Genomic DNA, 17414 nt, shown 5'->3' with positions numbered 1-17414 from the left:
TGAATGTAGAAGCAGTACTGAAGGTTGCAGGAAAGATTATTTAAAGTCCCACTTCATCTGTTCCGCAATCGGGATATGTTTGGCCGACTCGACGCAAAGCGGGAGGTAGTCGGTAAACAATGGAGCAGGGTGGATACCTTCCGCCAGCAGATTTTGATTGTCAAATACATAATTCAGGCCGGCAAAAGCGCCGTACAGCTTGAGTGCGCGCAGCAGTAGCCGGTCATTGCATTCCGGGACGCATTCGCGCATCCGCGGCAGCAGGGTGGCGATAGCGTCCGGCGTGATCTGCTTGTAGGTGGCGCCGATCGGTTCGATGCCGCGCGCTGCCGCCAGCGCCAGGTCGATCTCGCGGAACGAGACGCTGGAACCGACGCCGGCCGAGATATGGAAGACGTTGTGCGACAGTGTTTCCTTTTGCGCCAGGTCGATGATCGCCTGCGCACACCAGTCGACCGGCACGACGTCGACTTTTTCGTCGAGTGCCGTGGTCAACGCGCCCAGCAATTGCCAGACCATGAATACCCAGAAAATGCTTTGGGACGGAGCGCAACCGAGCTTGGTGTGGCCGACGATAATCGATGGCCGCACATAGATCACCGGCAGATCGGGATAGGTCTCGCGCAGCTTCTTTTCGCCCATCGCCTTGGAGCGGGTATAGGCCACCAGATGCTCGTCGCCCAGCGGCAAGTCGATGTTTTCCTTGACTACGGCATTGATGCCGGCGCCTTCGCCGCATGCCATGGCGGTGCCGATGTACATGAAGCGTTTCAGGGCTGGCCGGTGGTGCATCAGCTTGCCTAGCGCCAAGGTGCCGTCGACATTGATCGTTTCCAGCATTGGATGATTCGAAAAAGTTGCCAGCGCCGCCGAATGGATGACTACCGACACCCTGTCCAGGCGTGGATCGCCGGCGATGTTGTCAAGTTCCGACAAGTCCGAGCAGAGTATCTGTTCGACGCCGATTTGTGCGATGTCGGCTGCGCTTGCGCCCAGCAATTGCAGATTTTTGATGACCCTGGCATGCGCCGCTTCAGCGGTTTCCGCACGTGCCAGCAGCAACAGATTTTTACCCAGCCCGCGATGAATTGCTTCTACTGCGTTTGCGCCACCGAGAAAGCCGGTCGCGCCGGTCATCAAAATTAAATTATTCATGAAAGGCTAAGTGCTCTTGTAACTTGTCTGGTGCGGGTTGATGGCAGGCCTGCTGGCGGAGCTGGCTACGGGTGATCGCTGCAATATAGATACGGGCCGGCCGGTCCGACCCGGTATTTGGTTCTTCTAGTTTTTCCCATATCAATACGCAACTATACAAACGATGTAACGCATGATTCTATAGTATGGTTGACAAATGGATACAGAGATTTACAAAGGGTTGCATGTTGTTGGTTGTGCACCTATGTAATTGTTACTGAAAATTGTTACTCAAGCCGCCGCACAGGATAAGCTAACTCGTTGTTGTTTAACATTTAAATTTGCTTTTCGTGAACTTTTCGCCTCCAAAAAGTGACCAAAGGTAAAGAATTAGCTTATTTCCTTGAACGGATCGTAGTTTTCCGGGCAATGCTATTGCCCCTTCATCATTCAGTTTCGTCCCATCTCCATAACCGTGTCCCGGTCTGCAACGGTTATGTGCGAGATTCGCTGCACGAAGAACTGTCAAATTGGGAGTCAACATGTTCTATTGGATAGCGGTGTTGCTTATCGGCGCCTTGGCATTGATGCAGCTGCGCGTTGGCGCCTGGCTTTGGCTGGGCACCATGCTGCTGTGGATAGCCGGCGGCTTCTGGCTCGCCGGCATCGGCGCATTAGCGGCGATATTGCTGTTGCTGCTGCTCGTGATTCCTGCCTTGATCGTCGCCATCAAGCCGCTGCGCTACAGTCTGCTGAGCAAGCCGATATTAAATGTCTTCCAGCGCATCTTGCCGCGCATGTCGCAGACCGAGCGCGATGCGATCGAGGCCGGCACCATCTGGTGGGATGCCGAACTGTTTTCCGGCAAGCCGGCATGGGACAAGTTGCTGCAACTGCCCGCGCCCAAGCTGAGCGCGGAAGAGCAGAATTTTTTCGACAATGAAGTCGAGCAGCTATGTCACCTGATCACGGATTGGGAAAGCACGGAAATCTGGCAAGACCTGTCGCCGCAGGCCTGGCAATTCGTCAAGGAAAAAGGCTTCCTCGGCATGATCATCCCCAAGCGGTACGGCGGCAAGGAATTTTCCGCCTACATGCATTCACAGGTGATCATGAAGTTGTCCTCGCATTGTTCCGCAGCGGCGATATCGGTGATGGTGCCTAATTCTCTGGGCCCGGCCGAGCTGCTGCTGCAATACGGCACGGAAGTACAAAAAGATTATTTCCTGCCGCGTCTTGCCGCAGGAGAGGAAATCCCCTGTTTTGCTCTGACCAGTCCGTACGCCGGTTCCGATGCGGCGGCGATTCCTGACGTGGGCGTGGTTTGCATGGGCAATTACGATGGCCAGGAAATGCTGGGCTTCCGGATTACCTGGGACAAGCGCTACATCACGCTGGGGCCGATTGCGACCGTGCTGGGCTTGGCGTTCCGGGTGCAAGATCCCGATCTTTTGCTGGCTGCCCATGGCGGTACCGAGGTCGATCTCGGTATTACTTGCGCCTTGATTCCCACCAATCATCCGGGCGTGGTCACCGGTCGCCGCCATTGGCCATTGAATGCGGTATTCCAGAACGGTCCGACTTCCGGCAAGGATGTTTTCATACCGCTGGATTGGGTGATCGGCGGCCGTGAGCAGATCGGCAAGGGCTGGCGCATGCTGATGGAGTGCCTGGCTGCCGGACGAGCAATTTCCTTGCCGTCGTCTACCGTCGGCTTTTCCAAGCTGGCGGTGCGCGGCACTAGCGCGTACGCCGCGATGCGCCACCAGTTCAAGATTCCGATCGGCAAATTCGAAGGCATCCATGAAATGCTGGCGCGCATGGGTGGCAACCTGTATCTGATGGATGCGGTGCGCAGGCTTTCGGCGCTGGCGGTGGATGCAGGCGAGAAGCCATCGGTCATTTCCGCCATCTCGAAATACCATGTCACCGAGCGCGGCCGGGTGCTGGTTAATGCCGGTATGGATGTGTTGGGCGGCAAGGGTATCTGCATGGGACCGAATAATTTCCTGGCGCGCAGTTACCAGCAGATGCCGATTGCCATCACGGTGGAAGGCGCGAACATTCTGACGCGCTGTCTGATCATTTTCGGCCAGGGCGCGATCCGTTGCCATCCTTATGTGCTGAAGGAAATAGCTGCAACAGGCGAGGCCGATCAGCAAAAAGCGCTGATCGATTTCGACAACGCGTTCTTCGGCCATGTCAGCTTCATTTTCGCCAATTTTTCACGGACCCTTGTCGCCGGGCTGTCGGGCGGCAGTTTTCCTGCCGCGCCGTCCGCCGCGCCGTCCGAGTTGCGCCATTTCTACCGCGCAGTCAACCGCATGTCGACGGCATTCGCCCTGCTGAGCGACATGTCGATGTTTGTTTTCGGCGGCTCGCTCAAATTCCGCGAACGGATTTCCGGACGCTTGGGCGATATCCTGTCGCAGTTGTACCTGATTTCCAGCGTGCTCAAGCGCTATGAGGACGATGGCCGGCCGCAAGAGGATTTGCCTTACGTGCATTGGGCGATACAAGACTCCTTGCAGCAGGCCCAAGAAGCCTGTCTGGGCGTACTCGACAATTTTCCGAACCGGATACTGGCAGTCCTGATGCGGGTCATTGTTTTTCCCTTCGGCCGGCCTTACTACAAGCCATCCGATGCGCTGGACACGGCGGTGGCGAAAGCCATGCAAACCAACAACGCCAGCCGTGATCGCCTGGTTGGCGATGCGTACCTGCCAAATGCGCAACAGTCGCCGCATGTCTTTGGCGAACTGGCTTTCCAGCTGATTCCACAGGTCAATGCCATCGAAGCGCGGCTCAAGCCGGCGCTCAAGGACGGTACCCTGGCGCCAATGCCGCAAAGCCTGATCGAAATGCGCGACTGGATAACCGCAGCTGCAGCGACTGGCGCTATTACCGAAGAAGAGCAGCAAGTACTGCAGGACTTCGCGCGTTACGGCGACATCAGCGTGCAGGTAGATGATTTTCCGCAGGATTTTAACCGGCTCGAATCTGTACAAACGCACATGCAGGCTCGGCAGCCAGCATAAGCCGTGGCATGCGTGACGATTCAAACAAAAACAATCAACGGCAACAATCAACGGTAACAAGTAAGAAAGAAGACGTTTTATGACTACCCTCGTGCAACCGGGCCTTAAATTACGCCCGCTGGAACGCAATGACCTGCACTTTGTGCATCAACTCGACAACAACAGCCACATCATGCGCTACTGGTTCGAAGAACCCTACGAAGCGTATGTGGAGTTGACGCAACTTTATGACCAGCACGTACATGATCAGAGCGAGCGCCGTTTTATCCTCGAGAGCGACAACGGCGAGATGGTGGGACTGGTCGAGCTGGTCGAGATCACCCATATTCACCGCCGCGCCGAATTCCAGATCATCGTCGCGCCGAGCGCGCAGGGCCGCGGCTATGCCGAACGCGCCACCCGGCTGGCAATCGAGTATGCGTTTTGCGTGCTCAACCTGTACAAGCTGTATTTGTATGTCGACAAGGAAAACCACAAGGCGATTCACATCTACCAGAAATGCGGGTTTGAGCTGGAAAGTGAACTGAAGAGCGAGTTTTTCATCAATGGCGTCTATCGCGATGCGATCCGGATGTGCATGTTCCAGCCGGAATATCTGGCCAAACGTCCTCGCTGATGTTGTTTTTCTGGTGGATTGTCTGGCAAGGCTACATCTTGGCAAACAAAAAACATAACTAAATATTGACTTAGTAGTTTCTAAGATATATCTTTAAGTCTCATTCAATAAGACAAGGAAGAGTTATGTTTGGTCATAGAAGAGGCTGCGACCGCAGCCAGATGCATCAAGGCCACGAAAGGCAACATCGTGGCGGCGGCATGTTTGAACGTGGCGGGCGTCGTGAAGGCGGCCGTGGCGGACGCATGTTCGAGCAAGGCAGCTTGCGGCTGGTGATTCTTAACCTGTTGCAAGAAAAGCCACGCCATGGCTACGAAGTCATCAAGGCGATCGAAGAACTGGTCGGTGGCGATTACAGCCCTAGCCCGGGTGTGATCTATCCAACCCTGACGTTGCTGGAAGAGCTTGGCTATAGCGCAATCGAGGCCGAAGCCGGTGGCAAAAAGCTGTATCGCATCACGCCAGAAGGCGCGGCGTTTTTGGCGGCCAATACTGAAGCCCTGAATCTGGCGCTGCAGAAGCTGGAAACAGCGCAACGCGCATCAGGCAGTTCGGCGCCGGAGCTGAAGCGGGCCATCATGAACTTCAGGATGGCGGTACATACGCGGCTGGAAAAAGGCGAACTCAGCCAGGAACAGATCCATGCCATCGTCGATGCAATCGATGCAGCTGCGGTGAAAATAGAGCGGGTCTGAAGCAAATGATGATTGCCGGTCCGGGCAAGGAAAGTCGTTTTGGAAACAAGGAGTAACCATGCGTGAACACCGTTACCGTATCACCTTGGAGCATCTGGCTACGCCGAAGCAGGGCGAGCCGACCCATGCCGCAATCAATTTTGAAACCGGCAACCACGATGATCTGTTTACGATCATCGACAAGGTGCGCAGCAAAGGCCAGTTTGACGCCGATACCGCCGCTTCGCTGGCGCTGGGTTTGAAGCTGTTCACTGAAGTCATGCTGAAGAACCGCAGCAATCCGTTGTTCGCGGAAATCAATCAGCCGATGCGCGATTTTATCGGCAAGCTGAAAACGCAACCGCAGGCGGCAGAGCTGCAAACGCACTCGGCACAGGCGTCAGAAGCATAGAATTAAACGTAAGGATCGCCTGCGCGGGACGCCGCCCGGGTGATTAACCAGCAAGTTTTAGTACAGGCAAGCGTAAGCGGGGCCAGGAATGTTTTCGTGCAGTTGATCGAAAACATTCCTGGCCCCGCTTTGTTTTTGCTGTTCTGAAGCGGTCTGCTGCCGTTCGTGTTGCTGGTCGCAATGCTGTTCGTGATCTTACTCGCGCGCGGGTGCAATCATCTCGGCATAGTCATACAGCGCGCCGAGGATGTCTTCGCCGCGCTCATTTGCTGTTTCCGACAAATTGTCGATTTCCTCAAACAGCATCTCGACCGTCCGCGCCCGGCCTTCGCCATCGAACAGGCGGGCGGCGCGGTGTTCTTCCCAGCGCAGCTGGTCGTCGCCGGACAATGTATCGGGGAAATTGCGGGCGCGGTAGCGGAAGCTCAGTTCTTCCAGGCGCTGGTCGTCAAAACTGAACTGCGCCGTCGCCAGCTTTTGCGGCGTCATGGCGCGCAAATCATTCAACTTGCGGCGATCATTGTTGCCGACAAAACCGCCATACAAGTCTTCGTCGACATCCGTTACGCCTTCGTCCGGGCGTTGGTACACCTGACGCCACAAGCCGCTGAGATCAGGTGCTTGCGCTGCAATTTCCGCATGCTTCAAGGCTTGCGGAATATCGATGCCCCAGTGTGCCGCCATGTCGCTCGACAGGGTTTGCAGCTTGTTGATCACCATCGGCGATTTGTTCAGGTGTATCGATTTCAACGGCAGCCGGGTCACGCCCTCCGGCAGGTCGGCGGATTTGCTGAACAGCCGGGTACGTACGGAATCGGCGTCGAGCGTAAATATTTCGCTGGGATCGTAGGCAAGGTCCCAGGCCAGTATTTCATTCTTGTTGGTCGGATGCACGCCGAGCGGCCACATGACGGCGAGGCAGCCGTGCTCGGCAGGAAACATCCCGGAAATATGCAGGAAGGGGCGGCGTGTCGGCAGGCCGATTTCAGCGCCGGCGCGGTCTTTCTTGTGCAGGCCAAGGCAGAAATCGAACAGTTTCGGCTGGTGCTGACGGATCAGGCGCGCCAAAGCGATCGTCGCCCGCACGTCGGATAGCGCATCGTGCGCCGCTTCGTGGCTGATGCCGTTGGCTTTGGTCAAGAGTTCCAGGCGAAAGCTTGGCCGGCCCTCATCGTTGATCGGCCATTGGATACCGTCCGGCCGCAACGCGTAGGCAGTGCGCACAACGTCAAGAATATCCCAGCGCCCGCACTGGTTTTGCCATTCGCGCGCATAGGGATCGATCAGGTTGCGCCAGAACAGGAAGCGCGTGACTTCATCATCGAAGCGGATCGTGTTGTAGCCGACGCCGATGGTGCCGGGCTCGGAAAACGCTTTTTCGATATGGGCGGCGAACTGGTATTCCGGAATGCCGCGCTCCAGGCACTGCTGCGGCGTGATGCCGGTAATCAGGCAAGACTGCGGATCGGGCAAAAAATCATTTGCAGGTTGGCAATACAGCATGATCGGCTCGCCGATCTCGTTCAATTCGGCATCGGTGCGGATCGCGGCAAACTGGGCCGGGCGGTCGCGGCGGGGCTGGACGCCGAAAGTTTCGTAGTCGTGCCAGAGGAAGGTGTGCGTAGACATCGGAGCTAAGGCTTGTATGAGAGGAAGGTGCAGCAGTTTACAGTCATCTTTCCATGCCTGTATAGCAGTTTTACAACACATTAAGCCAAGTCATAAGAATCGCTGGAATCAGGCCTTTAGCCCCTTAAATTCACAAAACTGATAACTGCTATTGGCAATCGAAATTGGATAATTAATGGGGAAACGCTATTCTGATTGTGCGACGCAACAATTGGCTTGCGGTGAACGCAAAACGAAAGAGGAATTTATCATGTCTACAATGACAATCAGCAACAGTTCTAGCATTGCCCGCCCAGCAGCAGCAGCACGCTCGGCTCCTGTAGCACGTCCGGTCGCGCCAGTAGTACAAAGCGCCGGCATGCTGAGCAACATCGCTGCATTTTTCAAGCGTCTCGGTACTGCCTACGAACGTTCGGAAGCTGCACGTAAAGAAGCTTATCTGGCCGAAGCAGTCGACCTGTACGACCTGGAGTACCGCATGAAACGCCTGGACCGTGAAAGCGCCCAGACTGCAGCATGGATCAAAGGCTTCTAAGTCTGTAATTGTAGCAAAGCAGTCATGCATTGCCGCATTTTCCGGCAATCGGTATTAAGCCGCAGTTGTTTGCAGTTGGCAGGTGTTTGAGCTGTTGTTGTAAATTTTTAGCAGTACGTTTGTAGTAAATATATCGCTGCGTAGCAGTTGGGCATCCCACCGGCACTGGCCGTCGAACGGGTTGCCCTGCTGCTCACACAGTGCATCTCTCCTTACATTTCTCCAGCTTGCAATTAGTGCGATTCTGCCAAGAGCGTGAAATGCTCGACGGTCGGCGCGACTGCAAAAAACGGTCCTACCAGCGCGCGCCAGTCGGCAAATGCCGGCGATTCGCGGAAGTCCACAGTATGGTTTTCCAGGGTTTGCCAGACAATTGTCAGCACATAGCGTTCCGGCGATTCGATCCCCTTGTGCACCTTGAAACTGACAAAGCCCTTGGCTTTGCTGATGACTTGCTCGACGCCGCGCTGAATCGCTGCGTCAAATTCCTGTTGCTTGCCTGGCTGGATGCGGATATCGGCTAATTCGAGAATCATGGTATTTCCATCATGGTTGGTGGGCGGAAAAGCAATTGTCGCATTTTTACTTGTTTGGGGTCGGCGAGGGGCTGGGGTGGCAATCAGTCTTTGTGGATTCGATCCCGATTGACTATGCTGAAGGCATAACCAGTCATAGGAGACCATCATGTTGGGCCGACAAAGACTTTATTTCATGTTGCCGGATGTTCCCGGTGCACGCAGCACGCTAGACGAATTGCTGCTGGCGCGGGTCGGGATCCGGCATATTCATTTCTGGGCTGCCGACGGCAAATTGCCAGCGGATATGCCTGAAGCCAATATATTTCATAAAACAGATTTGGCAAACGGTGCTGAAGTCGGTTTGCTGGCTGGCGGCGTGATGGGTTTGATTTTGGGCATGTGGCTGGTGTATTTCCCGCCGGAGTGGGTGCATCTGAACTGGCTTGCTATGGTGGCGCTGACGCTGGCCGGCGCAGTGCTGGGCAGCTGGATGTCGGGGATGGCGGCTGCGGCGCTGCCGAATTCTCGGCTGAAAGCATTCCATGCCGGGATCGAGGAAGGCAAGATACTGTTGCTGGTCGATGTGCCGTTCAAACGCGTGCCAGCGATCGAAGAGCTGATTGAAAAGCGCCATCCGGAAGCGGCTTTTGCCGGAGTTGAAAAACATCTGCCGGTTTTCCCATAGCGGCGCCGAAGCGGCAACAGAATTGGACGTCAACAGGCAGCGGTCATCTGACCGCTGTTTTTTTGTGCAAGTTGCAACCGGAAGCTAGCGTTCTTGCCGCAGTCTTGCGGATTTTTTTCTAAACGCGATTGTTATTTTGTTGCCGCCTTCGTACACTAGCTTCCGGTCAAAAACAAAATCAATCATACGGTTCTGCCATGCCATGCTTTGCGGTTCAGGCTTGCAGCTCAGCCGCAGTCGCGGCAGGCATAGGGTAGATCGGTATTCAGGGAGGAAATTCATGGCAGGTTCTTATTTTCCCACGTGGCGTTTGCGCGCAAGCACGGCGGACGGGCAGGGCCAGGTAATCGCCGCCGACGAGCGCTTGCCGTGGCCGCAGACATTTGCGATGGGCGTACAGCACGTGGTGGCGATGTTCGGCTCAACCGTGCTGGCGCCGCTGCTGATGGGCTTCGATCCCAACCTGGCGATCTTCATGTCGGGCATCGGCACCTTGCTGTTCTTTGTGCTGGTAGGCGGCCGTGTGCCGAGCTATCTGGGTTCCAGTTTTTCCTTCATCGGCCTGGTGATCGCGGTCAGCGCCTATGGCGGCCACGGCTTGAATCCCAATCTGGGCGTGGCACTGGGCGGCATTATTGCCTGCGGTGTGGTGTATGCGCTGATCGGTTTCCTGGTAATGGCGATCGGCACTCGCTGGATCGAAACCCTGATGCCGCCGGTAGTCACGGGCGCCGTAGTGGCGGTGATTGGCTTGAATCTGGCGCCGATCGCAGTCAAGGGCGTCAGTGGCAATAACTTCGACGCCTGGATGGCATTGGGCACGGTATTGTGTGTCGGCGGCGTGGCGGTATTTGGACGCGGCATGCTGCAACGCTTGCTGATCCTGGTCGGCCTGGTGCTGGCGTATGTGATTTATGCGGTGCTCACCAACGGCGCCGGCCTTGGCAAGCCGATTGATTTTGCAATGGTTGCGAATGTAGCCTGGTTCGGTATTCCGCACTTCTCTGCACCGGTATTCAAGGCTGATGCAATGGCCTTGCTGGCCCCGATTGCAATTATCCTGGTGGCCGAAAACCTGGGCCACATCAAAGCAGTGGCAGCCATGACCGGACAGAATCTCGACAAGTACATGGGGCGGGCATTCGTCGGCGACGGGTTGGCGACGATCGTATCGGGTAGTGTCGGCGGCACCGGTGTTACTACCTATGCGGAAAATATTGGCGTAATGGCCGTCACCAAGATCTACTCGACGCTGGTGTTTGTGGTTGCCGCTTGCCTGGCGATCATCCTGGGTTTTTCGCCGAAATTCGGTGCTGTGATCCAAACCATTCCAGGCGCGGTGCTGGGTGGCGTTTCGATTGTAGTGTTTGGTTTGATCGCCGTGTCGGGTGCACGGATCTGGGTTGAGAACAAGGTCGATTTTTCCGATAATCGCAACCTGATCGTGGCGGCAGTGACTCTGGTGCTGGGCGCCGGCGACTTTACCTTGAAACTCGGGCAGTTTTCTCTGGGCGGTATCGGCACCGCGACTTTCGGCGCAATCATTCTGCACGCCTTGCTGCGAAAACAGAAAGCATAAATCTGCGTCGGGCCGCTGGTGACGAGGGGCCCGGCGTCTGAGCTACGCTTGGATCGTTTCCAGCGTAGTGAAATTCTGGATTTTTACTGCGCCCTCGGGAAAGCGTGCAATGATTTCCAGCTTTCCACCCATCGCTTCGATGTGCGCACGCAGCGAGGAAATATACATGTCGGCGCGCCGCTCCAGTTTGGCAATCGCCGGTTGCTCGACATGCAGTACTTCGGCCAAGGCCTTTTGTGTCAGGCCGCGTGCGCGGCGCAATTCGTGCAGAGGCATTTCAGCGAGTAAGTCATGGAATTTGGTATCCGAGCGCGCCCGTGCCGCGGCCGGCATTTTTGCCTCTAATTCAGAAAATTTCTTAGCCATTTAACGGCCCTTCCTTTCGTAATGTATCCAGATGATCGTCATACAGGCGATCTGCAAGCGGTACATTGATGTCATGCCAGCGCGACTTGCCGGTTTTGTCGCCGCCTATCAGCAAGATCGCACAGCGGCGCGGATCGAAAGCGAACAAAGTTCGATAAGGCTTGCCTCCATGCTGCGTACGCAATTCCCGCATGTGCGAATGTTTTGAGCCATTAACGCCACTGGTATGAGGAAACCCCAAACCAGGCTCCAATGCCTCAAGCAGCTTGACGCTGGCGCGGACCGATTCTTGTTCTTCCTCGGTTAGCAAATTCCACCAGTCGCCGAATTCGTCGGTGTACTCAATGCCCCACGTATTTGCTAAATATTCCATAAAAGTTATATTCCATCAAGGGAATGTATTGATGTGTCGGATTCATGCAAAAAAAAGACCCGGTCACGTAAGCGACCGGGTCTTTGAGTCTAATTCACCGATTTATACGGTGGATGACAGGGAATTCTTAAAATGCTAGAAGTCTGGCATTAACAATCCATGCGGCCAATCAAGTTTGCCGGGCAATCTTGATCGCAGCTACTGTCGCTGGCTTGAATTCCATTCGCAGGCTCTTCAGCAGGCACACCATGTACAACACCAGCACCAGCGAAAACGGCAAGGACGCCAGCACGATGGTGGTTTGGATCGCGCTGATGTTATCTGCAAACATCAGGCCGACCGTCACCGCCATGATCAGCGCCGACCAGAAGATCCGCAGCCAGTGCGGCGCATCGCCTTCGTTCTCACTTCCTTGCATCGACAAATTCGCCAGCATCACGGCGCCGGAATCTGCCGGCGTCAGGAACAGCACGAAGCCGACGAAAATCGCTACGCCGGACATCGCGGTGCCAAGCGGATAGTGTGCCAGCAATTTATACATGGTCATGGCCGGCTGCTCCAGCGCGGTACGGCTCAATTCGACAGCACCATGGTTGATCAGCAGGTCCAGCGCGCTGTTGCCGAACACCGACAGCCATACCAGCGTGAAAGCCAGTGGCAGCAGCAAGACACCGGTCACGACTTCGCGAATGGTGCGGCCACGCGAGATACGGGCAATGAACAGGCCGACGAATGGCGCCCAGGATATCCACCAGGCCCAGTAGAACAGAGTCCACTTGCCAAGCCAGTCGCTAGGCTGGTCATAGGCATACAGGTCAAACGTCTTGCCGACGAAATTGCTGACGTAATCGCCCAGGTTCTGGATCATGGCGTTCAGCAGGTGCAAGGTCGGTCCCATCGACAGGACAAAAATCAGCAGGCCGGCGAACAGCACCACATTCAGATTCGACAAGCGGCGAATGCCGGTTTCCACGCCGGAGATAGCCGCCAGCGTGGCGACGATCGTCATCACGATGATCACCGCCAGCAATGTGCTATGGCTGTTTTGCAGTCCGAACAGATGTTCCAGGCCGGCGCTGATTTGCAGCGAGCCGATGCCGAGGTTGCTGACCAGACCGAGTACCGTCACAACGATACCGAAACAGTCCACTGCATGGCCGGCGACGCCGTGCACGCGTTCGCCCAACAAGGGATACAGCGCGGTACGCAGAGCCAGAGGCTGCTTGTGGCGATAGGCAAAGTAGCCGAGCGCCACCGCGATCAAGGCGTAGATGGCCCAGCCGTGCAGGCCCCAATGCAGGAACGTCAATGTCATCGCCTGGCTGGCGGCCGCAGGCGTCGACGCCGCGCCTTGCGGTGGATACAGGTAATGCGTCAACGGTTCCGATGCGCCGAAATAGAGCAGGGAAATCCCGATACCTGAAGAAAACAGCATGCCGGCCCAGGCGCCGTAGCTGAAGGCGGGCTGCTCGTCATCCGCTCCCAGTTTGATCTTGCCGTAAGGCGATGCCGCCAGCCAGATGATGAAGCCGAGATAGGCCGCGACCACCAGCATGTAGTACCAGCCGAAACTGCTGGCCAGCGTGACTTGGGCCTGCGACAACCACGCGGTCGAGGCTTGCGGGAAGGCGATGATGATGACGGTGAAGACAAGGATCAGCAGCGCTGACGAAAAGAAAACCGGGCGGTTGAGCCTGATTTTGGTGGGCGCGTTGTCCGCGATGATGACGGTGGTCGCACTCATTTGATTTGCTCGCGGCGACATGGGTTGGCTGCTTGCTCGAGCGGTTGCGTAGTTGGCTGCTGTCTCATCGCGGCCGCGTTTGTTTGTTGTCGCATTTAAATAAACCTCATTCCGATTCTGTTGCCGGTATTGAACTGATTGTTGTTTCTATAAAGTAAATATTGTGTTGTTACTGACATCACGATGAGAGCCTAAACTTAAATTGATTGAACGTCCAATCAATTTAAATTATACTGATTTCACGCAGCGGATGGGACGACCGCTTTCCGCGAACGCAAGAGGAGAGTGAGTTGAGGAAAAGAAACGAGATGCTGCCGCTGCGCCGCAAGCAGCTGATCCAGGCGACGCTGCAAGTGATTGACCGGGTCGGCCTGGCCGACGCCACGATTGCCCTTATCGCCAAGCAGGCGGGTCTGTCGACCGGCATCATCAGCCATTACTTCGGCGACAAAAGCGGTTTGCTGGAAGCCACCATGCGCCAGATCTTGCGCGACCTGAGCGAAGATACCTTGCGCCGCCGCAGCGAACTGAGAGAAGAAACTGCCGCCGCCCATCTGCGCGCCATCGTCGACGCCAATTTCAACGACAGCCAGGTGAGCGGGCCGGTCATGAAAACCTGGCTTGCGTTCTGGTCGTCCAGCATGCACCAGGAATCCTTGCGCAGATTGCAGCATGTGAACGACCAGCGCCTGCGCTCCAACCTGTGCTGCCAGTTTTTACGCGAGTTGCCGCTGGCACAGGCGCGTCATGCCGCCCGCGGCCTGGCCGCGATGATCGACGGACTGTGGCTGCGCGGCTCGCTGTCGGGCAAAACCTTTGACGCTGACGCCGCACGCCGGCTGGCTTACGAATATCTGGATCAACAACTGGCAAAGAAAAACGGCGCCGCTACGGCAGCCTGATCTTTAGCCTATCTGACAGCAACTCATCGAGGAGAATCTGCATGCCTGTTTTCAAGCAACAACAACTGTATATCGGCGGCCGCCGTGTCGACGCCAGCGGTAGCGATACCTTCCAGACCATCAATCCGGCTAATGGCGAAGTACTGGCAGAAGTCCAGCGCGCCACCAAGGAAGACGTCGACCGCGCCGTCATCAGCGCGCAACAAGGACAGCGCATCTGGGCCGCGCAAACCGCGATGCAGCGTTCGCGCGTGCTGCGCCGTGCAGTAGCGATCTTGCGTGAACGCAATGATGAGTTGGCCGAGCTGGAAACCTTGGATACAGGTAAAGCGCTGTCGGAAACCCGTGCCGTAGATATCGTCACCGGCGCCGACGTGCTGGAATATTACGCCGGCCTGGTGCCGTCGATAGAAGGCACGCAAATCCCGCTGCGTGAAAGTTCGTTTGTCTACACCCGCCGCGAGCCGCTGGGTGTGGTGGCCGGCATCGGCGCCTGGAATTATCCTATCCAGATCGCCCTGTGGAAATCGGCGCCGGCGCTGGCGGCAGGCAATGCGATGATTTTCAAGCCTAGCGAAGTGACGCCGTTGAGCACGCTGCGGCTGGCTGAAATCTACACTGAGGCAGGATTGCCTGACGGCGTATTCAATGTGCTGACCGGCAGCGGCCGTGAAGTCGGCACCTGGCTGACGGAACATGCTGGCATCGAGAAAATTTCCTTCACCGGCGGCACCGCCACCGGCAAGAAAGTCATGGCTAGCGCTTCCAGTTCGACCTTGAAGGAAGTGACGATGGAACTGGGCGGCAAGTCGCCGCTGATCGTGTTCGCCGATGCCGACCTGGAACGCGCGGCGGATGTCGCCGTCATGGCCAATTTCTACAGCTCCGGCCAGGTGTGTACCAACGGCACCCGCGTGTTTGTGCATAGCTCGATCAAGCAGGCGTTTGAAGCCAAGGTGCTGGCGCGGGTCGCGCGTATCCGTCTCGGTAATCCACAGGATATGCACACCAACTTCGGCCCGCTGGTCAGTTTCCCTCACATGGATAGCGTGCTGTCTTACATCGAATCCGGCCTGACAGAAGGCGCACGTCTGCTGATCGGCGGCAAGCGCGAAGTCAACGGCGCCTATGCCAGCGGCGCGTATGTGCAGCCGACCGTATTTACCGACTGCCGTGACGACATGAAAATCGTCCGCGAAGAAATTTTCGGCCCGGTGATGAGCATCCTCTCGTTCGACGAAGAAGACGAAGTGATCCGCCGCGCCAATGACACGGAATACGGCCTGGCTGCCGGCCTGATGACAGAAAACCTGAGCCGCGCCCATCGCGTGATCCATCAGCTGGAAGCCGGTATCTGCTGGATCAACACCTGGGGCGAATCGGCGGCCGAAATGCCGGTAGGTGGCTACAAGCAATCCGGCGTCGGCCGCGAGAACGGCTTGACGACATTGGAACACTACACCCGCATCAAGTCGATTCAAGTCGAGCTTGGTGCTTATACATCAGTGTTTTAATTAGCGTCAAGGATCATCATGCAACAAGCAAAAGAATACGACTACATCATCATCGGCGCCGGTTCCGCAGGCAATGTCCTGGCGACCCGCCTGACTGAAGACGCTGATACCAGCGTCCTGCTGCTGGAAGCCGGCGGTCCCGATTACCGTCTCGATTTCCGCACCCAGATGCCGGCCGCATTGGCGTTTCCATTGCAGGGGCGGCGCTATAACTGGGCCTACGAAACCGATCCGGAACCGCACATGAATGGCCGTCGCATGGAATGTGGCCGTGGCAAAGGCCTGGGTGGTTCATCGCTGATCAATGGCATGTGCTACATCCGTGGCAACGCTCTGGACTATGATCACTGGGCCAAGCGCAATGGCCTGGAAAACTGGTCTTACCTGGATTGCCTGCCGTACTTCAAAAAGGCCGAAACGCGTGATATCGGTGGCAACGATTATCACGGTGGCGACGGTCCGGTCAGCGTCACCACGCCGAAGAGCGGCAACAACGTGCTCTACCATGCGATGGTGGAAGCCGGGGTGCAGGCAGGCTATCCGCGCACCGACGACCTTAACGGTTATCAGCAGGAGGGGTTCGGCCCGATGGACCGCACCACCACGCCGCAGGGAAGGCGCGCCAGCACCGCGCGCGGCTACCTGGACCAGGCTCGGGGGCGCCCTAACTTGACTATCGTTACGCATGCATTGACGGACCGCATCCTGTTTTCCGGCAAGTGCGCGGTCGGTGTCGCCTACTTGCAGCACGATCAAGCGTACATTGCGCAAGCCCGGCGCGAAGTGCTGCTGTGTTCCGGTGCGATTGCTTCGCCGCAGATTTTGCAGCGCTCCGGCGTCGGCCCGGCGCAACTGCTGCGCCAGCACGATATTCCGGTGGTGCTGGATTTGCCTGGCGTTGGCGCCAATCTGCAAGACCATCTGGAAATCTACCAGCAGTACGAATGCAAGCAACCAGTCTCGCTGGCGCCTGCGCTCAAGCCATGGAACCAGCCGCAGATCGGCGCGGAATGGCTGTTGTTGGGGACCGGTGTCGGCGCCAGCAACCAGTTCGAAGCGGGTGGATTCATCCGCAGCGATGACAGCTTCGAGTGGCCGAACATCCAGTATCACTTCTTGCCGGTGGCGATCAATTACAACGGCAGCAATCCGATCAAGGTGCACAGCTTCCAGGCGCACATGGGATCGATGCGCTCGCCGAGCCGCGGCCGCGTCCATCTGCGCTCGAAAGATCCGCGCCAGCATCCGAGCATCCTGTTCAACTATATGTCGAGCGAGCAGGACTGGCAGGAATTCCGCAATGGTATCCGCATCACGCGCGAGATCATCGGGCAGCAGGCGTTGTCAGCCTACGCCGGTCGCGAAATTTCGCCGGGCGTGCAAGCGCAGAGCGATGCCGAACTGGACGCCTTCGTGCGCCAGCATGCGGAAACCGCTTTCCATCCATCCTGTTCCAACGCCATGGGTTACGACGACATGGCGGTAGTGGATAACCAGGGACGGGTGCATGGCTTGCAGGGTTTGCGCGTAGTGGATGCATCGATCATGCCGTTGATTACCACTGGCAACCTGAATGCACCGACCATCATGATCGCGGAAAAAATCGCCGACCAGATCCGTGGCCGCGAGCCGTTGCCGCGCGTAGAAGTGGCGTATTACGTCGCCGGCGACAAGCCGGCCCGGCAGTAACCGAGG

General features: G+C 56.7%; 16 protein-coding genes. 10 read left to right on the top strand and 6 right to left on the bottom strand.

The window, feature by feature from the left end:
• Window positions 1-36: 36 nt before the first annotated feature.
• Window positions 37-1155, bottom strand: a complete 1119-nt coding sequence (locus ABI171_RS10715) for an SDR family oxidoreductase (protein ID WP_348092550.1) — start codon at window positions 1153-1155, stop codon at window positions 37-39.
• A 521-nt stretch (window positions 1156-1676) separates the two neighbouring features.
• On the opposite strand from ABI171_RS10715, the gene ABI171_RS10710 reads away from it, so the two are divergent.
• The 4 genes from ABI171_RS10710 to ABI171_RS10695 all read left to right on the top strand — a co-directional run bounded on the left by ABI171_RS10710 (window position 1677) and on the right by ABI171_RS10695 (window position 5874).
• The gene (locus tag ABI171_RS10710) at window positions 1677-4172 is read left to right on the top strand and encodes an acyl-CoA dehydrogenase (protein ID WP_348092549.1); all 2496 of its coding nucleotides are present in this window, start codon (window positions 1677-1679) and stop codon (window positions 4170-4172) included.
• A 79-nt stretch (window positions 4173-4251) separates the two neighbouring features.
• Complete coding sequence (speG, locus tag ABI171_RS10705; RefSeq protein WP_211444554.1) at window positions 4252-4788, top strand: spermidine N1-acetyltransferase; 537 nt, start codon at window positions 4252-4254, stop codon at window positions 4786-4788.
• 125 nt (window positions 4789-4913) lie between these two features.
• Window positions 4914-5483: a PadR family transcriptional regulator gene (locus tag ABI171_RS10700; protein WP_348092548.1), complete on the top strand. Its 570-nt coding sequence runs from the start codon at window positions 4914-4916 to the stop codon at window positions 5481-5483.
• 58 nt (window positions 5484-5541) lie between these two features.
• A complete protein-coding gene (locus ABI171_RS10695; RefSeq protein ID WP_348092547.1) occupies window positions 5542-5874 on the top strand; it encodes a DUF3861 domain-containing protein in 333 nt (110 codons plus the stop codon).
• Window positions 5875-6069: 195 nt separating this feature from the next.
• On the opposite strand, the gene sbcB is transcribed toward ABI171_RS10695, so the two are convergent.
• Entirely contained in the window at window positions 6070-7503 is a 1434-nt protein-coding gene (sbcB, locus tag ABI171_RS10690) for an exodeoxyribonuclease I (RefSeq protein ID WP_348092546.1), read from the bottom strand.
• A 358-nt stretch (window positions 7504-7861) separates the two neighbouring features.
• Between sbcB and ABI171_RS10685 the strand changes: the two genes are divergently transcribed.
• Window positions 7862-8038, top strand: a complete 177-nt coding sequence (locus tag ABI171_RS10685) for a DUF3563 family protein (RefSeq protein ID WP_348092578.1) — start codon at window positions 7862-7864, stop codon at window positions 8036-8038.
• Window positions 8039-8271: 233 nt separating this feature from the next.
• On the opposite strand, the gene ABI171_RS10680 is transcribed toward ABI171_RS10685, so the two are convergent.
• Window positions 8272-8574, bottom strand: a complete 303-nt coding sequence (locus ABI171_RS10680) for an antibiotic biosynthesis monooxygenase family protein (RefSeq protein ID WP_348092545.1) — start codon at window positions 8572-8574, stop codon at window positions 8272-8274.
• Window positions 8575-8722: 148 nt separating this feature from the next.
• Between ABI171_RS10680 and ABI171_RS10675 the strand changes: the two genes are divergently transcribed.
• Both ABI171_RS10675 and ABI171_RS10670 read left to right on the top strand, forming a co-directional pair.
• Entirely contained in the window at window positions 8723-9241 is a 519-nt protein-coding gene (locus ABI171_RS10675) for a DUF1269 domain-containing protein (protein WP_348092544.1), read from the top strand.
• Between the two features lie 280 nt (window positions 9242-9521).
• Entirely contained in the window at window positions 9522-10820 is a 1299-nt protein-coding gene (locus tag ABI171_RS10670; protein ID WP_348092543.1) for a solute carrier family 23 protein, read from the top strand.
• A 42-nt stretch (window positions 10821-10862) separates the two neighbouring features.
• On the opposite strand, the gene ABI171_RS10665 is transcribed toward ABI171_RS10670, so the two are convergent.
• From ABI171_RS10665 to ABI171_RS10655, 3 genes are all read right to left on the bottom strand, one after another.
• A complete protein-coding gene (locus tag ABI171_RS10665; RefSeq protein ID WP_348092542.1) occupies window positions 10863-11186 on the bottom strand; it encodes an XRE family transcriptional regulator in 324 nt (107 codons plus the stop codon).
• Window positions 11179-11559, bottom strand: a complete 381-nt coding sequence (locus ABI171_RS10660; RefSeq protein ID WP_348092541.1) for a type II toxin-antitoxin system RelE/ParE family toxin — start codon at window positions 11557-11559, stop codon at window positions 11179-11181. Before ABI171_RS10660 ends, ABI171_RS10665 begins: the two co-directional genes overlap by 8 nt.
• A 169-nt stretch (window positions 11560-11728) precedes the next feature.
• Window positions 11729-13303: a BCCT family transporter gene (locus tag ABI171_RS10655; RefSeq protein ID WP_348092540.1), complete on the bottom strand. Its 1575-nt coding sequence runs from the start codon at window positions 13301-13303 to the stop codon at window positions 11729-11731.
• Between the two features lie 308 nt (window positions 13304-13611).
• Between ABI171_RS10655 and betI the strand changes: the two genes are divergently transcribed.
• Genes betI through betA form a run of 3 tightly spaced genes read left to right on the top strand, consistent with a single transcriptional unit; the run spans window position 13612 to window position 17408 of the window.
• The gene (betI, locus tag ABI171_RS10650; protein ID WP_348092577.1) at window positions 13612-14205 is read left to right on the top strand and encodes a transcriptional regulator BetI; all 594 of its coding nucleotides are present in this window, start codon (window positions 13612-13614) and stop codon (window positions 14203-14205) included.
• A 41-nt stretch (window positions 14206-14246) separates the two neighbouring features.
• On the top strand, window positions 14247-15719 hold the full coding sequence (gene betB, locus ABI171_RS10645; RefSeq protein WP_348092539.1) for a betaine-aldehyde dehydrogenase: 1473 nt from the start codon (window positions 14247-14249) through the stop codon (window positions 15717-15719).
• A gap of 18 nt (window positions 15720-15737) precedes the next feature.
• Window positions 15738-17408, top strand: coding sequence for a choline dehydrogenase (gene betA, locus ABI171_RS10640; protein WP_348092538.1), 1671 nt, complete (start codon window positions 15738-15740; stop codon window positions 17406-17408).
• Window positions 17409-17414: the final 6 nt, after the last annotated feature.

Source organism: Collimonas sp. (genome assembly GCF_039923675.1).
Taxonomy (GTDB): Bacteria; Pseudomonadota; Gammaproteobacteria; order Burkholderiales; family Burkholderiaceae_D; genus Collimonas.
The sequence above is the reverse complement of the archived record's forward strand: the minus strand, read 5'-3'. Positions and strand labels throughout refer to the sequence as shown.

Bases quoted from the DNA above. Each gene is read 5' to 3' on its own strand.
- ABI171_RS10715 (WP_348092550.1), bottom strand. From the start codon at position 1,155: ATGAATAATTTAATTTTGATGACCGGCGCGACCGGCTTTCTCGGTGGC.
- ABI171_RS10710 (WP_348092549.1), top strand. From the start codon at position 1,677: ATGTTCTATTGGATAGCGGTGTTGCTTATCGGCGCCTTGGCATTGATG.
- speG (WP_211444554.1), top strand. From the start codon at position 4,252: ATGACTACCCTCGTGCAACCGGGCCTTAAATTACGCCCGCTGGAACGC.
- ABI171_RS10700 (WP_348092548.1), top strand. From the start codon at position 4,914: ATGTTTGGTCATAGAAGAGGCTGCGACCGCAGCCAGATGCATCAAGGC.
- ABI171_RS10695 (WP_348092547.1), top strand. From the start codon at position 5,542: ATGCGTGAACACCGTTACCGTATCACCTTGGAGCATCTGGCTACGCCG.
- sbcB (WP_348092546.1), bottom strand. From the start codon at position 7,503: ATGTCTACGCACACCTTCCTCTGGCACGACTACGAAACTTTCGGCGTC.
- ABI171_RS10685 (WP_348092578.1), top strand. From the start codon at position 7,862: ATGCTGAGCAACATCGCTGCATTTTTCAAGCGTCTCGGTACTGCCTAC.
- ABI171_RS10680 (WP_348092545.1), bottom strand. From the start codon at position 8,574: ATGATTCTCGAATTAGCCGATATCCGCATCCAGCCAGGCAAGCAACAG.
- ABI171_RS10675 (WP_348092544.1), top strand. From the start codon at position 8,723: ATGTTGGGCCGACAAAGACTTTATTTCATGTTGCCGGATGTTCCCGGT.
- ABI171_RS10670 (WP_348092543.1), top strand. From the start codon at position 9,522: ATGGCAGGTTCTTATTTTCCCACGTGGCGTTTGCGCGCAAGCACGGCG.
- ABI171_RS10665 (WP_348092542.1), bottom strand. From the start codon at position 11,186: ATGGCTAAGAAATTTTCTGAATTAGAGGCAAAAATGCCGGCCGCGGCA.
- ABI171_RS10660 (WP_348092541.1), bottom strand. From the start codon at position 11,559: ATGGAATATTTAGCAAATACGTGGGGCATTGAGTACACCGACGAATTC.
- ABI171_RS10655 (WP_348092540.1), bottom strand. From the start codon at position 13,303: ATGAGTGCGACCACCGTCATCATCGCGGACAACGCGCCCACCAAAATC.
- betI (WP_348092577.1), top strand. From the start codon at position 13,612: ATGCTGCCGCTGCGCCGCAAGCAGCTGATCCAGGCGACGCTGCAAGTG.
- betB (WP_348092539.1), top strand. From the start codon at position 14,247: ATGCCTGTTTTCAAGCAACAACAACTGTATATCGGCGGCCGCCGTGTC.
- betA (WP_348092538.1), top strand. From the start codon at position 15,738: ATGCAACAAGCAAAAGAATACGACTACATCATCATCGGCGCCGGTTCC.